The sequence below is a fragment of the Pseudomonadota bacterium genome, from assembly GCA_039815145.1.
GTDB lineage: Bacteria > Pseudomonadota > Gammaproteobacteria > Steroidobacterales > JBCBZW01 > JBCBZW01.
Genome location: JBCBZW010000049.1, coordinates 1 through 17,218, shown reverse-complemented (window position 1 = coordinate 17,218; position 17,218 = coordinate 1). Strand labels below are relative to the sequence as shown.

The following is a 17,218-nucleotide window of genomic DNA, read 5'->3' as shown; positions in this document are numbered from 1 at the left end:
ATGGGGAGACCACCTGACGGAGTCCGATCCATGCAAGAACCCAAGCCGCGCGACGCCGAGCAATCGGCCCACCGGCGACGCCAACGGACAGGCTTCGAATTCGAGATCCTTACCCGACTGCCCAACCTGTACGCGGCCACGCTGGTGATTCCGCTGGTGTTCGCGCTTACCGCGCGGCTCATGCCGGGACGCGGTACGCTCGAGGAGATCACGCGCCAGACGGCGATGGCGGACATCGTCGCCCTGGCCGGGTGGCTGACGAGCTGGTCCCTGTTGTTCGCCCTGACGATCGGCTGCTTCACCGTGCACGTGATGAAGGGCCCTGTCCGCGTCGCTGACTCCTACCCCCTGCCGGCGCGCGAGGACGAACGCACCAAGGGCGACGGCCCCTGAGGAGCAGGGGCCCCACGCACTAGGCCTTCCACAAGCGCTGCATCAGCAGGAACGTGTAGCTCGCCGACCAGGTGATCATGGACAGGCCGGCCAAGGCCTCCATCCCCGCCACCAGGCGCAGGGCGCCGTGGGGCACCAGGTCACCGAAGCCGACCGTGGTGTAGATCATCGCTGAGAAGTAGATGTAGTCGAGCAGGCCTTCGGCGCCGCCGGTGATGCCACCGATGCCGAGCCACACGGACATCGCGTAGATGCCGATGCCAAAGATCCAGATCTCCACCACGTGCACCGCCAGGAGGCCGAGCATGTGCACCACGAGCAGGCGCCGGCTGGCCGCGTGCTGACCTAGGCGGAGCATCAGCTGGTTGAGCGCCTCGAAGTGGACCAGCACGCAGAGGCCGGTCAAGGTGGAGACGATCAAGGCGGTGGTGAGCGCTTGCATCGCGCTATCGTAAGAGCATTCCCCTCACAGGGCGAGCCGCCGCCGCGGGAACACCTCAGCGCATCCGATTCCAGGCGTCGAGGGCTGCGATCTTGTAGGCCTCGGCCAGCGTCGGGTAGTTGAAGGTGCTCTCGACGAAGTAGTCCACGGTGCCGTCGAAGTGCATTACGGCCTGTCCGATGTGGATCAGCTCCGTCGCGCCCTCACCGATGATGTGCACGCCCCGCAGGCGCCGGTCCTCGAGGGAGAACAACAGCTTCATCATCCCGTTGCGCAAGCCCATGATCTGCCCGCGCGAGGTCTCGCGAAAGCGAGCGATGCCCACCTCGTAGGGCACGCGCTGCTCGCGCAGGATCTGCTCGGGATCGCCACAGGTGGAGATCTCGGGCACCGCGTAGATGCCGTAGGGGAAGTGTTCCGGCGGGGCCGCGTGGTGTGCATCGAAGGCGTGGCAGACTGCGATGCGACCTTGCTCCATGGAGGTCGAGGCGAGTGATGGAAAGCCGATCACATCGCCCGTGGCGTAGATGTGGGGCACCTCGCACTGGAAGGTGGCCGGGTCCGTACGCAAGCGGCCGCGATGGTCGGTCTGAAGGCCGGCCTGCTCGAGGCCGAGGTTGGCGGTGGCGCCCTCGCGCCCGGCAGCGTAGAGCACCATGGCCGCTTTGACCGTGCGACCGTTGTCCAGGTGTACCTTGCAGTTGCCATCGCCATCGGTCGGGCCGACGATCTTCTCGGCCTTCGAGCCCAGGTGCAGCTGCACGCCGCGGTCACGCAGCTGGTGGATGAGCTCGGCGATGATCTCCTGATCGATGAAGTCCAACACCTGCTCGCGGGGATCGACCAGGGTGACGGGGATGTCGAGGGCGCTGAAGATGGTGGCGTATTCCACGCCGATCACCCCGGCGCCGATCACGCACAGCGAGCGGGGCAGGGACTCCAGGCGCAACAGATCATCGCTGTCGAGCACGTGCTGACCGTCGAAGGGCACCTCTTGAGGGCGGAAGGGGCGGGTGCCCACGCACACCAGGAAGCGATCAGCGCTGTAAGGTGTGTCGCTGCCGTCGTCGCTCTGCACGGAGATGGTGGTGGCGTCGAGGAATCGCGCGGTGCCTTGCCGGGTGCAGACGCGGTTGCGCGCGAACTGGTGCTCCAGCACTTCCACCTCGTGCTCGAGGGTGAGGTGTAAGCGCTGCTTGAGGTCCTCGGCGCCGATGTCTTGCTTGACGCGGTAGGCACGGCCGTAGAAGCCGCGCTCGCGCCAACCGGAGAGGTTCATCACCGTCTCGCGCAAGGTCTTGGAGGGGATCGTGCCCGTGTGCACGGAGACGCCGCCGACCCGCAGGTTCTTCTCCACCACCAGCACGCGCTTGCCGAGCTTGGCGGCCTGGATGGCGCCTCGGCGCCCCGAGGGCCCGCTGCCGATAACGATGAGATCAAAGTGTTCTGGGACCATGCAGGCGCTCCATCGTCGAGGGCGATCTGGACTCATCCCAAGGGAAGCAAATGCGGCCGAGGTGCGCCGGGAAGCAGGCGGCGATTCCGCGCTGTGGCGTGCGCGTCGCAACGCAAAACTGAGGGCCAGGTCACACGTGGCAGTGTTGCCGTGGCTTGGCGACATCGCCCCCCTCGGGATGTTGCCGTGCCGTACGTCGCCGCCGCCGGCAAGCGTGACCGGTCAATCCGAGGGCGTGCCGATGTGGGTGAGGGTCGGGCGCCTTGCCTGTCGCATGTCTGAAAGGGTAAGCGCCCATTGCCTAGGTGCGGTGCTATGCTCACAACGCTCGTCGGCGATCAGTACTGATGGGCGGCCCGCACTACAAGAATGACGATTACCTGATGATTCATTGCGTCTTACAGGGAGTAAGCATATGACCTACAGGATCGGATCACTCATCGCACTTGCCTGCTTCGGCAGTGCAGCAGTCGCGGCCAACGCGATCGACCAAACCACCGGTAACCCCGGGGCGCCCAGCGCCTTCGATACCAACTACGTCGCCCTGCCGAGCGGCGGTGACCAGGCCTCGGCCTTCGTTCAGAACAACGGCACCTCGCTGCAGTACACAGGTGTTTTGCTCAACGTCGGTGCCGGGGTCAACAACATCTTCATCAAGGTGCAGAACCAGGACGGCGATGACCAGTTCGAGCAGGCCGGCTGCTACATCGGTAACAACATCAACGGCTTTGGGCTTGGCTTCTTCGCCCTCGACGAGCCCTTCAACAGCGCGCAGATGACGGCCACGCGGTCGGGTTCCGACGTGATCGTCGAGCTGACCAACGTGGACCAGGGCAGCAAGGCGGACCAGACCTACGTGTGCTCCGGAGCGCCGGCACCGGAAGGGGAGAGCATCGGCGTGCACGGCTTCGCCAGCCTGGCCCAGCTCGATGACTTCGGTGACGCCACCGGCGTGCTGGACACCTTCTCCTTCTCCGGTCCCCTTTCTTCGAGCGGCAACTGGGCAGATCTCGAGCCGGGCATGACGGCCAACGGCAGTACGGCCTCCGGTGGCTCCCTCGCGCGGGCCATCTACACCGGCGATGGTGGTGGCGGCGGTGATGAGCGCACCTACTGCATCACCTTCGACAACTTCTGCGACTCGATTAGCGTGGTCGACGGCGTGGGTGAGTGGGATTGGACTTGCGACGGCGCCACCTTCGCCGAGGGCGACCAGATCTCGCTGACGCAGAGCGCTGAGGCCTTCCTCTGCACCGGGGAGAGCTGTCCCTTCGGGCCCGGTGCCGCGGAGGATTGGTCCTTCGTGTTCCGCGGTGGCATCAGCGGCACCTTCAACCTGTTCAACTTCACGCAGGGCGTGCAGTTCCAGGTGGACTCGCCCTACACGGTGTTCCCGGGGCAGTCCTGCTTCGGTCTGGCGCCGCAGCGAGGCGTGTCGACGATCGGTTCGCGGGCCTTGCCGAGAGCGGATCGTTAGGCTTTTCACAACGCCCCGGCAGGAGTAGCTTCTGCTCCTCGACGGGCACGGTGGCCGGGGCGAGCGCCTCGGCCACCGCTTCCTCGCGTAGTCCTCGGCACCGGCCGTCCCAGGCGCCTGTGCCGTCATCGGTCCCCTCCTCGGACGAGCGATCAGATGATCCGAACCCTGACTCTCAGCCCCGCACTGGACATCGGGGCCGACATCGCTCGCATGCGCCCCTTCTCGAAACTGCGTAGCGGACCGGCCCGCCACGAACCAGGGGGCGGAGGAATCAACGCGGCGCGGGCGATTCATCGGGTGGGAGGCGAGGTGTGCGCCGTGTTCCCCGCCGACGCCGCGACGGGCGAGCGACTGCTCACGTTGCTGGCTGGGGAGGATGTGCCGGCCGTGCGCGTACCGGCGGACACGCCGGTGCGGGAGAGCCTGTCCCTGTGGGTTCGAGAGCAGCAGGAGACCTACCACGTCGTAACGCCCGGGGGCGACCTGGATCCCGTGGCGGCGCAGGCGTGCGTCGGGGCGCTGCTCGAGTCGTCCGCACCGGTGGAGTGGGTGGTGCTGAGCGGCAGCCTGCCGCCCGGGGTGGAGACCGATTACTACGGCCGAGTCGCTCGTGCCGCTGGCGAACGCGGTGTGCGCGTCGTGTTGGATACCCATGGCGAGGCGCTGGTCGCCGCCCTGCGATCCCCCGTGTTCGCCATCAAACCCAACCTCCGCGAGTTCGGCGAACTCGTCGGGGAGCGACTGGTCGCCGAAGACCGTGCTGGGATCGAGCGCGCGGCACGGACGCTGATGGCACGTGCGCCGCTCGAGGTGCTGCTGCTGACCTTGGGACCCCACGGCGCCATGGTGACCACGAGCGACCGTTGCCACTGGCTGCGTGCACCGACCGTGCGAACGGTGAGCGCCGTCGGCTGCGGCGACAGCTTCCTCGGCGTCTTCACCCAGGCCGTGGCCAGCGGCCGCACGCCGGTCGACGCGGCGCGCCTCGGCATCGCGGCGGGGGCGTCGGCCGCATGTACCCCGGGCTCCGCCCTGTTCGTAGCGGACGATCTCGAGCGTCTCGAGGGCGAGGCGCTGACCGAGCCCCGGGTGCCGACGTAGCCTCAGGCAGAGCGCTCGCGGCGCAGCATCAATGATATCGCTAGGTTGCCTGATGCGGGACTAGTCATCCGCTCACCATCAGTGCACAATCCCGAGGCTAACACGACAGTATTTGTGATGCGCTGCACATACGGGTTTTCCGAAGGGGGGATCCGTCGTATCGCGAATAGTGATCGATTGCACGTACTGGTCATATGGCGCAACGGCACGGGGGGGTCCCGGCCGCGACACCACTCGCCTCCGGGAGGACGAAAGTCACATGGATCAACCATCTACTATCACGCCGGAGGTGGCGCTCGCCTCCGTCGCCGAGCGCATCACGGTGCGCCAGCGCTACGACAACTTCATCGGTGGCAACTGGGTTGCCCCGGCTGAAGGCCGCTACTTCGACAACGTGAGCCCGCTGACCAGCCGTCCGGTCTGTCAGGTCGCACGCTCCACGGCTGCCGACGTGGAAAAGGCGCTGGACGCTGCCCACGCCGCTCGCGACGCCTGGGGCCGTACCTCCCCCACCGAGCGCGCCGCCCTGCTGCTGAAGATCGCCGACCGTCTGGAAGCGAACCTGGCGGACATCGCCACGATCGAGACTGTCGACAACGGCAAGCCCATCCGCGAGACGACGGCCGCTGACCTGCCCCTCGCGGTGGATCACTTCCGCTACTTCGCCGCGTGCATTCGCACCCAGGAAGGCTCCCTGGCAGAGCTGGACGACAACACGGTGGCTTACCACTTCCACGAGCCCCTGGGCGTGGTCGGTCAGATCATCCCGTGGAATTTCCCGATCCTGATGGCAGCGTGGAAGCTGGCCCCGGCCCTCGCGGCGGGTAACTGCGTGGTGCTCAAGCCCGCTGAGCAGACGCCGTTCGGCATCATGGCGGTGATGGACCTCATCGCCGACATCCTGCCCCCGGGCGTGCTGAACGTCGTCAACGGCTTCGGCGTGGAAGCAGGCAAGCCCCTCGCCTCCAGCAACCGTATCGCCAAGATCGCGTTCACCGGTGAGACGACCACGGGTCGCCTGATCATGCAGTACGCGTCGGAGAACCTGATTCCGGTCACGCTGGAACTCGGCGGCAAGTCGCCGAACATCTTCTTCGAAGACGTGATGGATGCGGACGACGACTACTTCGACAAGTGCCTCGAAGGCTTTGCCATGTTCGCCCTCAATCAGGGTGAAGTGTGCACCTGCCCGTCCCGTGCCCTGGTGCATGAGTCGATCTACGATCGCTTCATGGAGCGCGCTGTCGAGCGGGTCAAGGCCGTGCGTCAGGGCAACCCCCTGCAGGCGGATACCATGATCGGTGCCCAGGCCTCGAACGACCAGCTCGAGAAGATCCTGAGCTACATCGACATCGGTCGCCAGGAAGGTGCCAAGGTGCTCACGGGTGGCGGTCGCAGCCGTCTCGGCGGTGAGTTCGACGATGGTTACTACGTCGAACCGACCGTGCTCGAAGGGCACAACAAGATGCGCGTGTTCCAGGAAGAGATCTTCGGCCCGGTGCTCGCCGTGACCAAGTTCTCCTCTGACGAGGAAGCCCTCGAGATCGCCAACGACACGCTCTACGGCCTCGGCGCCGGCGTGTGGAGCCGTGACGGCAACCGCGCCTACCGCTTCGGTCGCGGCATCCAGGCCGGTCGCGTGTGGACCAACTGCTACCACCTGTACCCGGCGCACGCTGCGTTCGGTGGCTACAAGCAGTCCGGTATTGGCCGCGAGAATCACAAGATGATGCTCGACCACTACCAGAACACGAAGAACCTGCTGGTAAGCTACAGCCCGAAGGCCCTCGGATTCTTCTGATTCGGGAGCCATCGAAGGCACAACGCGGTCGCGGGGGCCTTGCCTCCGCGGCCGTTTTTTTTGGCGGGAGAATGGATGTGACCGAACGCGTTTCGATGACAGAAGCCGCGGAGGAACTGGTGCGTAAGCTCCAGTCCACCCACGGCGACCTGATGTTTCATCAGTCAGGCGGGTGCTGCGATGGCAGCGCGCCGATGTGCTACCCCTTGGGGGAGTTCAAGGTGGGCAACAGCGATGTCCACCTCGGTGATGTCGCCGGCTGCCCGTTCTACATGAGTGCATCTCAGTTCGAACGCTGGAGCCATACCCATCTCATCGTGGATGTGGTTCCCGGGCGTGGTGCGGGGTTCTCCCTGGAGGCACCGGAAGGGGTGCGTTTCCTGATCCGCTCTCGTGTGCTGAGCGATGAGGAAAACGCGGCGCTCAACAGCTGAGACGATGGCCGCCCCCGCCTAAGTGGCTGGACGCTCCAGTTCTGCGATAACGGCGTCGAGGCGTTCCGCGTGTGTAAGCAAAAAGGCCACGTAGCTGGCGTTCCGTGACGCAGCGCTGGCAATTTCACTGAGAAACGCTGCGTCTCGTGACCAGATCGATGCGGCCGCCGGAGAAAGCCTCGGTGATGCTCGGGGCTTCCGTCGGCGGGAAGGTGATGAGATGCGAATAGGCGAGGAAGGTGCAATCCACTTCGCTGAGGGGCTCAATGGCGCTGTCACCGAAGTACATGTCCTCGACGCGCAGTATTGCCTCGAGGCGCGCTTCCCGCTGCGCCGTAAACTCCCTGAGCCGCGTGCGCGCGATATCGACGTCTTCGTAAAGGCGCTCGCGAAGCACTCCCTTGGAGCGAGATAGAGCTTAGGCCTTGACGTAAGACCCGGGGGCATCCTCGATGGGGGGCAGCGCCTCGGCGCCCGGGTCACGCGCAGGCACCTCCTCTCCGGAGCGACTGCGCAGCCACGCATTCCAGTGTGGCCACCAGGAGCCGTCGTGGCGCTCCGCGCCTTCCTTCCATGCTTCCACGCTCTCCGGCACGTCGTCATTGGTCATGTAGAAGTATTTCTTGGCCGAGGGCGGGTTCACCACACCGGCGATGTGACCAGATCCCGCGAGCATGAAGGTCACCGGGCCGCTGTAGTGCTGGGTCGCCTTGTAGACTGAGGGGTAGGGGGCGATGTGGTCGTCCACGGAGGACTGTAGGTACACGGGGATGTTCACCCGTCGAAGATCGATGGGCACCCCGTCGAGCTCGAGCGCATCCGGCTGCACCAGGCGGTTGTGCAGGTACATGTTGCGCAGGTAGTACATGTGCATGGCCCGCGGCATGCGCGTCGCGTCTGAGTTCCAGTACAGCAGATCGAAGGCCTTCGGCTTCTCGCCGAGCAGGTAGTTGTTGATCACGAAGGACCAAATGAGGTCGTTGGCCCGGAGCATGTTGAAGCTGCCGGCCATCGTGGCACCATCCAGGTAGCCGCGCTGCTCCATCTGTTGCTCGAGCATGTCGAGCTGGGCATCGTCGATGAACACCCCGAGCTCGCCCGCCTCACTGAAATCCACCTGGGTGGTGAGGAAGGTGGCGCTCGCGATGCGGTCGTCGTTCTCCGCCGCCATCCGCGCCAGGGTGGCGGCCAGCAGGGTGCCGCCGATGCAGTAGCCCACGGCGTTCACGCTGCGCTCGCCGGTGGCTTGCTCCACGGCCTTCAGCGCTTCCATGAGCCCCAAGCGCATGTAGTCGGCGAAGTCGATGTGGGCGAGGGAGCTGCCGGGGTTCACCCAGGAGATGACGAACAGGGTGTAGCCCTGACCCACCAGCCACCTAATGAGCGAGTTGTCCTCGCGCAGATCGAGGATGTAGTACTTGTTGATCCACGGCGGCACGATCATCAGCGGCGTCTTGTGCACGGTGTCCGTCGTCGGCGTGAACTGCAGCAGCTCGATGAGCTCGTTGCGGAACACCACCTTGCCGGGTGTCGTGGCCACGTTCTCACCCACCTCGAAGGCGGAGCTGTCGGTCATGCTGATGCGCAGCTGGCCTTGCTCGGGGGAGAAGTCTTCGATGAGGTTGGCGAGCCCGCGGCGTAGGTTCGCGCCGCCGGTTTCGAGCGTCTTGCGCACCACCTGGGGATTGGTGAAAGGCACGTTACCGGGGGAGGCAGCGCTCGTAAGCTGGCCCATCCAGAAGCGCGCCTGCTCGGCTTCCTTACCTTCGAAGTCCGAGGTCTCGGCGACGAGGGACTCCGCCGCTTCGGCGGCGAGCAGGTAGTGTTGCTTCAGTAGATCGAAGGGCAGGCTCTCGGCCCACGCGTCGTCACGAAAGCGTCGATCGCCTCGGGTGGGTTCACGCACGGGCGCCGGCTTCAGTCCCAGGGTTCGGCCGACCGCGTACGCGCCCAGCGCACCGACGCCGGCGGCGTACTTGAGGGGCGTCTTGACCAGCAGCTCAGGGTGTTGCGCCAGGTGCGCGGTCAGAGCTCGCGCAGGCTTGGTCAGCCCGTACAGGGACTTCAATGGCGGTGGCTTCGGGGTTTTCACGAGCACGTTCTCCACGGCTAGATCCTCAGGCCGCCGTCGATGGCGATGTCGCGGCCTGTGAGGTAGTCGTTCTCGAAGCAGAATCTTACCGTGTGTGCGATCTCCGCCGGGTTGCCGAGGCGCTTGCAGGGAATCTTCGCGGCGAGCTTCTCCAAGGCTTCCGGCTTGACCGCGGCCACCATGGGGGTGTCCGAGAATCCGGGGGAGATGGAGGCCACGCGGATACCGTAGCGGGACAACTCCTGGGCCCACACCACGGTGAGCGAGGCCACCCCCGCCTTGGCGGCGGCGTAGTTGCTCTGCCCCATGTTGCCCGCCTTGGAGATGCTCGCGATGTTCACGATCACGCCCTCGCTCTGCGAGGTGATCATCTGCTTGGCGGCGCCGCGGCCCATGAGGAACACGCCCGTGAGGTTGACGTTGATCACCGCTTGCCAGGCGTCCAGCGTCATCTGCGAGACGATCTCACCGTCGCGTGCCTTCACCAGCAGCCCGTCGCGGGTGATGCCGGCGTTGTTGACGAGGCCATGGAGCTCGGGGCCGAAATCGGCCGCGATGCTCGCGTAGAGGGCGTCCACCGCACTCTCGTCGGCGATGTTGGCCGCGTAGGCCTTGGCGGGGGTGTTCAGGTCGTCGGCGACGGACTGGGCGGCCGCCTGATCGAGATCCACCAGCGCCAGCTGTGCGCCAACGCCCGAGAGCTCGTGGGCCATCGCCCGGCCAAGTCCGCCGGCCGCGCCGGTGATGATGATGAGTTTGCCGTCGAGTTGCACGGGCATTTCCTTATCGGCTAATCGTTTTGTTCGTCTGAGTCGGGGGCAGCGTCTGGGGGCGGCTCAGGTCCCTTGCCGGACCAGGCATCGAAGATCGAGCGCTGCATGGATATCCAGCTGCTGAGCGAGCGTTGCGCCGCCTCGGTCAGCACTTCTGCGGGGTGACTCATGGCTTTGGCATCGGCGCGCCAGCGCTGGGCGAGGTCCGATTGATAGCGTTCGAAGGCTGCGAGGCTGGCGTCGAGGTAGTTCGAGGCCATCTGTTGCAGCGGGTTGTGGCCGAGGCGAATCAGGGATTCCAGGAAGGACTCCGAGAGCAGCACGCGGCCGGGAGACTCCTGCTCGAGCAGGATCTGAAGGAGCACCGCACGGGTGACGTTCTCACCGGTGGTGCCGTCCTCCACCTGGATCTGCTCGCCCGCGCCGATCAGTCGCGCGAGCTCCTGCAGGGTGATGTTGCGTCGGTCTACCGTGTCGTAGAGTCGACGGTTCTTCTGCTTGCGTATGAGGCGCATCACCAGCCCCCTCAGCGCCGTGCCGGCGTGGCCGGCCCGGCGCTCAGGATTGCAACGGCCTTAGGCGTTGCCTTCGGCGGTGGTCACGTCGGCCCAGGCGCTGAAGGCCTTATGGCTGGCGTCGTTGACCTGGGCGATGATCTTCTCGGCGCTGGCGCTCACCGTGTCGAGGAGCTCGCGCTGCTGCTGCAGACGGTCGGCGAAGAACTCAGCCGGTTCGGTCTTCTCCGGCAGGCGCATGGCGCGGACGCCGAAGTCCACCAGCTTCTCGGCCGTAGCGGCCTGTTCGCGTAGGATCTCGCTGGTGGCGTCGAGGTAGATACGGCTGACTTCCTGGGTGCGGGAGGCCAGGTCGGGGTAGCCCTTGAAGAGGGTCTCGAACTCGAAGGGTGCGGTGCTCATGGGAGGCTCCTGGGTTTGTATGGAAGACGTTCCGTTCACGCCAGATACAGCCTAGCAGCTGGATGTGCACCGCACAATAGGGGTGCGGTAAGTACTGATTAAAAAGAGAAACCCGTAGTGTGCGGCGCACGCTACGGGTTTCTCAGGGCCCGGTCAGATGTGATGCTAAGAACTAGTACATGTGCTGTCCGCCGTTGATCGACAAGGTGGATCCGGTGATGAAGCCGGCCTCGTCAGCCACCAGGAACAGCACCCCGCGAGCGATCTCATCGGCGTGGCCGAGGCGCCCTACGGGAATCTTGGCGACGATCTTCTCCAGGACACGCTCAGGCACGGCCGCCACCATGTCGGTGTCGATGTACCCCGGGGCGATCGCGTTGCAAGTGATGCCCTTGGCAGCGCCCTCCTGGGCCAGCGCTTTGGTGAAGCCGTGGATGCCGGATTTGGCGGCGGCGTAGTTCACCTGGCCGTACTGGCCGGCCTGGCCGTTGATCGACCCGATGTTCACGATGCGCCCGAAGTTGCGCTCGCGCATACCGGGCAGCACGGCGTGGCACATGTTGAAGCAGCCACCGAGGTTGGTGTCGATCACCTGCTGCCAATTCTCGTGACTCATCTTGTGCATCGTGCCGTCACGGGTGATGCCGGCGTTGTTGATGAGGATGTCGGCGGGCCCGAGATCGCGTTCGATCATCGCTACACCCTCCGTGCACTCTACCGAGTTGGCCACATCGAAGCGGAAGGTGGCGATGCCCGTGCGGTTGCGGAACTCCTGGGCACGTTCCTCATTGCCCGCGTACACGGCGGCCACCTTGTAGCCGGCTGCCTGCAGGCCCAGGCAGATCGCTTCGCCGATCCCCCGCGTGCCGCCAGTGACGATTGCTGTCTTGCTCATTGAGATGTCTCCGTAGGGATCAGTCGCGTTCGACGCACACGGCGATGCCCATGCCGCCGCCGATGCACAAGGTGGCAAGGCCCCGACGCGCATCGCGCTTGATCATCGCGTGGACCAGGGTGGTCAGCACACGCGCGCCGGAGGCGCCGATGGGGTGTCCGAGGGCGATGGCCCCGCCGTTCACGTTGACCTTGGCGAGGTCCCAGCTGAGGGCGTCGTTGACGGCGATGGCTTGGGCCGCGAAAGCCTCGTTGGCTTCGATCAGGTCGAGCTCGTCAATAGCCCAACCGGCCTTCTCGAGAGCACGACGGGAGGCTGGGATGGGACCCGTGCCCATCAGCGTCGGATCCACCCCGGCGGTGGCCCAGGAGGCGATGCGCGCCAGCGGCACCATGCCGTGGCGGTGCGCGTACTCCTCGTGGGTGACGACCAGGGCCGCCGCGCCGTCGTTGAGCCCGGAGGCGTTGCCGGCGGTCACGGTGCCCTCGGCGTCGAAGGCCGGGCGTAGCTTGGCGAGCCCTTCAGCGGTGGTCTCCCCCCGGGGGAACTCGTCGGCGTCCACCACCGTCATCCCTTTGCGGCCGGGCACTTCGACAGCCACGATCTCGTCTGCGAAGGCACCGGCCTCGATGGCCGCCGCCGCCTTGCGTTGGGACTCGGCCGCGAAGGCGTCTTGGCGCTCGCGATTGATCTCGTAAGCCTTGGCCACGTTCTCCGCGGTCATGCCCATGTGGATGCCGCTGAACGCGTCTTGCAACCCGTCCACGAGCATGCTGTCGACCAAGGTGGCTGGCCCCATCTTGACGCCACGGCGCAGGTGCGTGACGTGGGGAGAGCGGCTCATGCTCTCCTGGCCACCGGCCACGACCACGTCGGCATCGCCGGCGAGGATGGCCTGGTGGGCGAGGGCGACCGCCCGCAGGCCCGAGCCACAGATCTGGTTGATCGTAAGGGCCGTGCGCTCCTTGGGGATGCCCGCGTTGATCGCCGCCTGGCGCGCGGGGTTCTGACCCGCGCCACCGGTGAGCACCTGGCCCAGGGTCACCTCGTCGACGAACTCCGGCGCACAGCCGGCCCGTTCGAGGGCGGCGCTGATGGCGATGCTGCCGAGCTTGTCGGCTGACAGGCTCGCTAGGCCACCGCCAAAATTTCCGATCGGCGTGCGGGCGGCGCCGACGATCACTGGGTTGGGCATGGGTGTCTCCGTGTTGGGTGCGCCGTTCTCGGCGCTTAGCCCTTGTTCAAACGGTTCTCGACGAGATCGGTGACGACGGCCGGCTCTGCCAGCGTCGACACATCGCCGAGGTTGTCGATTTCATTGGCGGCGATCTTGCGCAAGATGCGGCGCATGATCTTGCCGGAGCGCGTCTTGGGCAGACCCGGGGCGAACTGCACCAGATCCGGCGTCGCGATGGGGCCGATCTCTTGGCGCACCCAACTGCGCAGGGCCTTGGTCAGCTCCGGCGAGGGCTCGAGGCCGGCGGCCAGGGTCACGTAGACGTAGATCCCTTGACCTTTGAGGTCGTGCGGGTAACCAACCACCGCTGCTTCCGCAACTGATTCGTGAGCCACCAGGGCGCTTTCGACTTCAGCGGTACCCATTCGATGCCCGGATACGTTGACAACGTCATCCACGCGGCCCGTGATCCAGTAGTCGCCGTCGACGTCTCGGCGGGCGCCGTCACCGGTGAAGTATGTGCCCGGATAGTTGGTGAAGTAGGTGTTGACGAAGCGCTCGTGATCTCCGTAGAGCGTTCGCATCTGTCCTGGCCAGCTGTCCTTGATGACGAGGATGCCATCCGCTTCTCCCTCAAGCTCGTTTCCTTCGTTGTCCACTAGGGCCGGCTGCACGCCGAAGAACGGTCGTGTCGCCGAGCCGGGTTTTTGTGCCGAGACGCCGGGCAGGGGCGTGATCAGCACGCCGCCGGTCTCCGTCTGCCACCAGGTGTCGACGATGGGGCACTGCGAGTTACCCACGGCACGGTGATACCACTCCCACGCCTCGGGGTTGATCGGCTCACCCACTGAACCCAGGAGGCGCAGCGTGTTACGAGTACTGTTCGCCATGCACTCATCGCCCTCGCGCATCAGGGCGCGCACGGCGGTGGGGGCGGTGTACAGCTGGGTGACCCCGTGCTTGTCGATGATCTGCCCGAAGCGGGAATAGTCGGGGTAGCTGGGTACGCCTTCGAACATCACGGTGGTGGTGCCGTTGGCGAGGGGGCCGTAGATGATGTAGCTGTGGCCGGTGACCCAACCGACGTCGGCGGTGCACCAGTACACGTCACCGTCTTGCGTGTCGAAGACGTACTCGTGGGTCATCGACGCGTAGACGAGGTAGCCGCCGGTGGTGTGCAACACGCCCTTAGGGCTGCCCGTGGAGCCGGAGGTGTAGAGGATGAACAGCGGTGCCTCGGCTTCCATGGGTACGGGCGGGCAGACGGCGGAGGCCGTGGCCACCAGATCGTGGTACCAGTGGTCACGGGTGTCGTCCCACGCGATCTTGCCGTGCGTGCGACGCACGACCACGACGTGCTCGACGGTGTCCACCGAGTCCAAGGCAGCGTCGACGTTGGGCTTCAGGGGTACGCGTTTGCCGCCGCGCATGCCCTCGTCCGACGTGATCACCAGACGCGAGCCGCAGTCGGCGATGCGCCCGGCGAGGGCTTCCGGTGAGAACCCGCCAAAGACCACGGCGTGGGGGGCGCCGATGCGGGCGCAGGCCAGCATCGCAACGGCGGCCTCGGGGATCATCGGCAGGTAGATCGTGACCGGATCACCCTGCTCGACGCCCAAGTCCTGCAGCGCGTTGGCGAAGCGGCAGACGCGCTCGTGCAGATCCCGGTAGGTGATGTGCTCGTGCTCGCTGGGGTCGTCGCCTTCCCAGATGATCGCGACCTGGTCGCCGCGCTCCTCTAAATGTCGATCCAAGCAGTTGGCGGCTGCGTTGAGCTTGCCGTCCTCGAACCAGCGTATGGACACGTCGGCGGGATCGAAGGACGTATTCTTCACCTGCGTGTAGGGCTGCATCCAGTCGAGCCGCCTACCCTGTTCTCCCCAGAAGGCTTCCGGAGCCTCGATGGAGCGCCGGTACATCGCCTCATAGCTTCGCGCATTCAGTCGGTAGCTCTGTGACTGGTGCGTGGCGTCGAGCTCGCTCTTGGTGCTGACCATCGTCTTCATCCCCTTTGGCCGTTCTGGTGTCTTGCAAACGTGCATTGCCATGGATTGCAACCAAGTGGAGCAAAGGCTGAGCGCCGCGATCTATAGCTAGTTACCGAAGGTGCCTTCGCAATTCGCCGTCGTGCGGCGGCGAGCCGGTGTCGAGCATGCGGCGAGGGTCTCCTGCCGATCAGCGCGGGGGTGCTGGCCGGCGCGCGTTGCTCGTGAGAGGGTAGAAGAAGCGCCGGAGAACGCGGTGGCGCAGCGCCAAGGAGGAGCCATGGGCGGCGAGAGCGAGACCGAGCACGCGGACCCAGCGGATGATGCTGCGGCAAACACCTATCCCTTTGTGGCACCGACCCGTCAGCTGCCATGGTCAGCGCCGCTCGGATGGCTGAAGTTGGGCTGGAACGATTACAAACGCGCGTGGCCGCAGAGCCTGAGCTACGGTGTCTTCATGGCGCTCGCCAGCGTGTTGGTGAGCGTGCTCTCGTGGCGCTACGGCAGTGCGCTATTCCTGCTCTCGATGCTGGGCGGCTTTGTGTTCCTGATGCCCCTGGTGTGCATCGGGCTCTACGCCCTGAGCGCTCAGTTGGAGCGCGGACAGGCGCCGTCCTTGAGAACCGCACTGCACACGTCCTTTCGGCGGCACCTCGACAACGGCCTCGTGTTCGCCCTCGTGCTGATCGTCGTCTTCCTGGTGTGGGCGAGGGCCGGTGCGGTGATGAGCATCTTTCTGCCCCAGCAGAGTGATCCGCCGCTGGCCGATCTGGTCACTTACTATGCGATCGGCACCGCGGTGGGGGCTGTGTTCACGGCCGTGGCCTTCTCAGCGAGTGCGTTCTCGCTGCCGATGGTGGTGCATCGGCGGGTAGACATGATCACGGCGGTGATCACGTCCGTGAATGCGGTGCTGCGCAACAAGCAGGCGATGCTCGTATGGCTCAGCTGCATCGTGCTGGCGGTATTGTTCGGGATAGTGACCGGGTTCGTCGGGCTCGCGGTGAGCCTGCCCGTCATCGGTCACGCGGCGTGGCACGCTTACCACGCGACGATCGACGCGGAGGGATTTCCACGTCACCAGACCGGCGTGACGGCGAGCCCGAGACCCGTCGCCCCGTCGGTCTGACACGTAAGTGCAGCCCTAGCGTCCCGTGCGGCCGAAGCGACGGCCGATGTGGAAGCCGTAGGTGATGGGGTCGATCTCGACGGTACCGAGGGCAGCGCCGTCGAGGGTGGCGTCCGTGTCGATATCGATCCAACGGAAGTCGGCACCGACGAACCACTGGTCAGAGACCTGCACATCGATGCCGGCCTGGGCGGCGAAGCCAAAGGACGTGTCCAGGGACAGATCCGTGCCGTCGAGGGCGCCTTCCGTGTCCTCACCGAAGAACAAGGTCATGTTCAGGCCCGCGCCGATGTAGGGCTGCACCCGGCCGCGCGGGTTGAAGTGATACTGCAGCGACAGGGTGGGGGGCAGGTGTTCGGTGTCACCCACCTGATCGCCCGTATCCGCCAGGTTGATGTCGTGACTGAAGGGCGCAGCGGCCAGCAGTTCCACCGCCAGCTTGTCCGTGACGAAGTAGGACACGTCGAAGGTGAACTGGGTGCCCGAGTCCACGCTGACGATGTCGGAGTTGTCCGACTTGGGATCGACCACCTTGGCACCTGTGCGCACGCGCCAGTCGCCGGCATCTGCGTTGGCCGCCGGGGCGGCGAGGGTCAGGGCCAGGGCTGCGAGGCCTGCGGCTCTCCATCCGTTCGAGCTGCTCATCTTCGACTCCTCCTAATCATCGTGTTCGTTAAGTGAGCGAGGAGCACCTTACGGCTCCATGCGCCGCAGGCGGAATCGCCGTTAGCCGCAGCCGCCCCTGCGGAATTCCCGTAGCGTCGTTGCGCCAGGCGCGGCATTGGCTTGGGCTGCGGGTACTGCGTATTGAGCGCGTATCGCCGCGGCGCGAAGCTCTGCGAGCATCTGATCTGGAGAGAGTCGAGGAGCGATCATGGGGCAGGCGCTAGAGAGCCTCGCAACGGATGGGCGCTGCGCAACCGTAGACGCCTCGGAGGTGCCGAACGGCTACCGCGTGGAACGGGTCACCTGGGTCCATCACTGGAATGAGCATCTGTTCAGCTTTCGCACCACGCGAGACGCTGGGTTCCGTTTCCGCAATGGACACTTCGTGATGCTGGGACTACCTGATGTGCCCAAGCCTTGCGTGCGCGCCTACAGCATCGCGAGCCCCAACTACGAGGAGTGCCTCGAGTTCTTCAG

Annotated in this window: 18 protein-coding genes; 7 read left to right on the top strand and 11 right to left on the bottom strand. The window is 65.5% G+C overall.

What is annotated here, in order from left to right:
* The first annotated feature begins 30 nt into the window (after positions 1-30).
* A complete protein-coding gene (locus tag AAF184_13530; protein MEO0423357.1) occupies positions 31-393 on the top strand; it encodes a hypothetical protein in 363 nt (120 codons plus the stop codon).
* Positions 394-412: 19 nt separating this feature from the next.
* On the opposite strand, the gene AAF184_13525 is transcribed toward AAF184_13530, so the two are convergent.
* Together AAF184_13525 and sthA are read right to left on the bottom strand one after the other, a co-directional pair.
* Complete coding sequence (locus AAF184_13525; GenBank protein ID MEO0423356.1) at positions 413-835, bottom strand: potassium channel family protein; 423 nt, start codon at positions 833-835, stop codon at positions 413-415.
* 55 nt (positions 836-890) lie between these two features.
* The gene (sthA, locus tag AAF184_13520) at positions 891-2,291 is read right to left on the bottom strand and encodes a Si-specific NAD(P)(+) transhydrogenase (GenBank protein MEO0423355.1); all 1,401 of its coding nucleotides are present in this window, start codon (positions 2,289-2,291) and stop codon (positions 891-893) included.
* A 415-nt stretch (positions 2,292-2,706) separates the two neighbouring features.
* Here sthA and AAF184_13515 point away from each other — a divergent pair, with 415 nt between their 5' ends.
* The 4 genes from AAF184_13515 to AAF184_13500 all read left to right on the top strand — a co-directional run bounded on the left by AAF184_13515 (position 2,707) and on the right by AAF184_13500 (position 7,107).
* The gene (locus AAF184_13515) at positions 2,707-3,768 is read left to right on the top strand and encodes a hypothetical protein (GenBank protein ID MEO0423354.1); all 1,062 of its coding nucleotides are present in this window, start codon (positions 2,707-2,709) and stop codon (positions 3,766-3,768) included.
* 156 nt (positions 3,769-3,924) lie between these two features.
* Complete coding sequence (locus AAF184_13510) at positions 3,925-4,872, top strand: 1-phosphofructokinase family hexose kinase (protein ID MEO0423353.1); 948 nt, start codon at positions 3,925-3,927, stop codon at positions 4,870-4,872.
* 259 nt (positions 4,873-5,131) lie between these two features.
* Positions 5,132-6,673 carry an aldehyde dehydrogenase gene (adh, locus tag AAF184_13505; protein MEO0423352.1) on the top strand — a complete coding sequence of 514 codons (1,542 nt, stop codon included), beginning with the start codon at positions 5,132-5,134 and terminating at the stop codon, positions 6,671-6,673.
* 71 nt (positions 6,674-6,744) lie between these two features.
* Positions 6,745-7,107 carry a DUF779 domain-containing protein gene (locus AAF184_13500; GenBank protein ID MEO0423351.1) on the top strand — a complete coding sequence of 121 codons (363 nt, stop codon included), beginning with the start codon at positions 6,745-6,747 and terminating at the stop codon, positions 7,105-7,107.
* A gap of 124 nt (positions 7,108-7,231) precedes the next feature.
* Here AAF184_13500 and AAF184_13495 read toward each other — a convergent pair whose 3' ends face one another.
* The 8 genes from AAF184_13495 to acs form a co-directional block, all read right to left on the bottom strand.
* Positions 7,232-7,504 carry a hypothetical protein gene (locus AAF184_13495; protein ID MEO0423350.1) on the bottom strand — a complete coding sequence of 91 codons (273 nt, stop codon included), beginning with the start codon at positions 7,502-7,504 and terminating at the stop codon, positions 7,232-7,234.
* A 21-nt stretch (positions 7,505-7,525) separates the two neighbouring features.
* Positions 7,526-9,214, bottom strand: a complete 1,689-nt coding sequence (phaC, locus tag AAF184_13490; protein MEO0423349.1) for a class I poly(R)-hydroxyalkanoic acid synthase — start codon at positions 9,212-9,214, stop codon at positions 7,526-7,528.
* A 2-nt stretch (positions 9,215-9,216) separates the two neighbouring features.
* A complete protein-coding gene (locus AAF184_13485) occupies positions 9,217-9,972 on the bottom strand; it encodes an SDR family oxidoreductase (GenBank protein ID MEO0423348.1) in 756 nt (251 codons plus the stop codon).
* A 17-nt stretch (positions 9,973-9,989) separates the two neighbouring features.
* Positions 9,990-10,487: a polyhydroxyalkanoate synthesis regulator DNA-binding domain-containing protein gene (locus tag AAF184_13480; protein ID MEO0423347.1), complete on the bottom strand. Its 498-nt coding sequence runs from the start codon at positions 10,485-10,487 to the stop codon at positions 9,990-9,992.
* A 60-nt stretch (positions 10,488-10,547) separates the two neighbouring features.
* Positions 10,548-10,889 carry a hypothetical protein gene (locus AAF184_13475; protein ID MEO0423346.1) on the bottom strand — a complete coding sequence of 114 codons (342 nt, stop codon included), beginning with the start codon at positions 10,887-10,889 and terminating at the stop codon, positions 10,548-10,550.
* A 172-nt stretch (positions 10,890-11,061) separates the two neighbouring features.
* Positions 11,062-11,784, bottom strand: coding sequence for an acetoacetyl-CoA reductase (gene phbB, locus AAF184_13470; protein ID MEO0423345.1), 723 nt, complete (start codon positions 11,782-11,784; stop codon positions 11,062-11,064).
* Positions 11,785-11,803: 19 nt separating this feature from the next.
* Entirely contained in the window at positions 11,804-12,979 is a 1,176-nt protein-coding gene (locus AAF184_13465) for an acetyl-CoA C-acetyltransferase (GenBank protein MEO0423344.1), read from the bottom strand.
* 35 nt (positions 12,980-13,014) lie between these two features.
* Entirely contained in the window at positions 13,015-14,958 is a 1,944-nt protein-coding gene (gene acs, locus AAF184_13460) for an acetate--CoA ligase (protein MEO0423343.1), read from the bottom strand.
* Between the two features lie 268 nt (positions 14,959-15,226).
* Here acs and AAF184_13455 point away from each other — a divergent pair, with 268 nt between their 5' ends.
* Positions 15,227-16,075 (top strand): DUF2189 domain-containing protein, encoded by an 849-nt coding sequence (locus AAF184_13455; GenBank protein ID MEO0423342.1) that lies wholly within the window; start codon positions 15,227-15,229, stop codon positions 16,073-16,075.
* Between the two features lie 15 nt (positions 16,076-16,090).
* Here AAF184_13455 and AAF184_13450 read toward each other — a convergent pair whose 3' ends face one another.
* Positions 16,091-16,720, bottom strand: coding sequence for an OmpW family outer membrane protein (locus tag AAF184_13450; protein ID MEO0423341.1), 630 nt, complete (start codon positions 16,718-16,720; stop codon positions 16,091-16,093).
* Between the two features lie 229 nt (positions 16,721-16,949).
* Between AAF184_13450 and AAF184_13445 the strand changes: the two genes are divergently transcribed.
* Positions 16,950-17,218 (top strand): hypothetical protein (locus AAF184_13445; GenBank protein ID MEO0423340.1); only part of this gene is annotated, 269 nt, incomplete at its 3' end.

What these genes read in the sequence shown, in the direction of transcription:
- phbB (MEO0423345.1), bottom strand. Translation starts at nt 11,784, where the DNA reads ATGAGCAAGACAGCAATCGTCACTGGCGGCACGCGGGGGATCGGCGAA.
- AAF184_13455 (MEO0423342.1), top strand. Translation starts at nt 15,227, where the DNA reads ATGGGCGGCGAGAGCGAGACCGAGCACGCGGACCCAGCGGATGATGCT.
- acs (MEO0423343.1), bottom strand. Translation starts at nt 14,958, where the DNA reads ATGGTCAGCACCAAGAGCGAGCTCGACGCCACGCACCAGTCACAGAGC.
- AAF184_13530 (MEO0423357.1), top strand. Translation starts at nt 31, where the DNA reads ATGCAAGAACCCAAGCCGCGCGACGCCGAGCAATCGGCCCACCGGCGA.
- AAF184_13465 (MEO0423344.1), bottom strand. Translation starts at nt 12,979, where the DNA reads ATGCCCAACCCAGTGATCGTCGGCGCCGCCCGCACGCCGATCGGAAAT.
- AAF184_13450 (MEO0423341.1), bottom strand. Translation starts at nt 16,720, where the DNA reads ATGAGCAGCTCGAACGGATGGAGAGCCGCAGGCCTCGCAGCCCTGGCC.
- AAF184_13475 (MEO0423346.1), bottom strand. Translation starts at nt 10,889, where the DNA reads ATGAGCACCGCACCCTTCGAGTTCGAGACCCTCTTCAAGGGCTACCCC.
- AAF184_13515 (MEO0423354.1), top strand. Translation starts at nt 2,707, where the DNA reads ATGACCTACAGGATCGGATCACTCATCGCACTTGCCTGCTTCGGCAGT.
- sthA (MEO0423355.1), bottom strand. Translation starts at nt 2,291, where the DNA reads ATGGTCCCAGAACACTTTGATCTCATCGTTATCGGCAGCGGGCCCTCG.
- AAF184_13480 (MEO0423347.1), bottom strand. Translation starts at nt 10,487, where the DNA reads ATGCGCCTCATACGCAAGCAGAAGAACCGTCGACTCTACGACACGGTA.
- adh (MEO0423352.1), top strand. Translation starts at nt 5,132, where the DNA reads ATGGATCAACCATCTACTATCACGCCGGAGGTGGCGCTCGCCTCCGTC.
- AAF184_13525 (MEO0423356.1), bottom strand. Translation starts at nt 835, where the DNA reads ATGCAAGCGCTCACCACCGCCTTGATCGTCTCCACCTTGACCGGCCTC.
- AAF184_13500 (MEO0423351.1), top strand. Translation starts at nt 6,745, where the DNA reads ATGGATGTGACCGAACGCGTTTCGATGACAGAAGCCGCGGAGGAACTG.
- AAF184_13510 (MEO0423353.1), top strand. Translation starts at nt 3,925, where the DNA reads ATGATCCGAACCCTGACTCTCAGCCCCGCACTGGACATCGGGGCCGAC.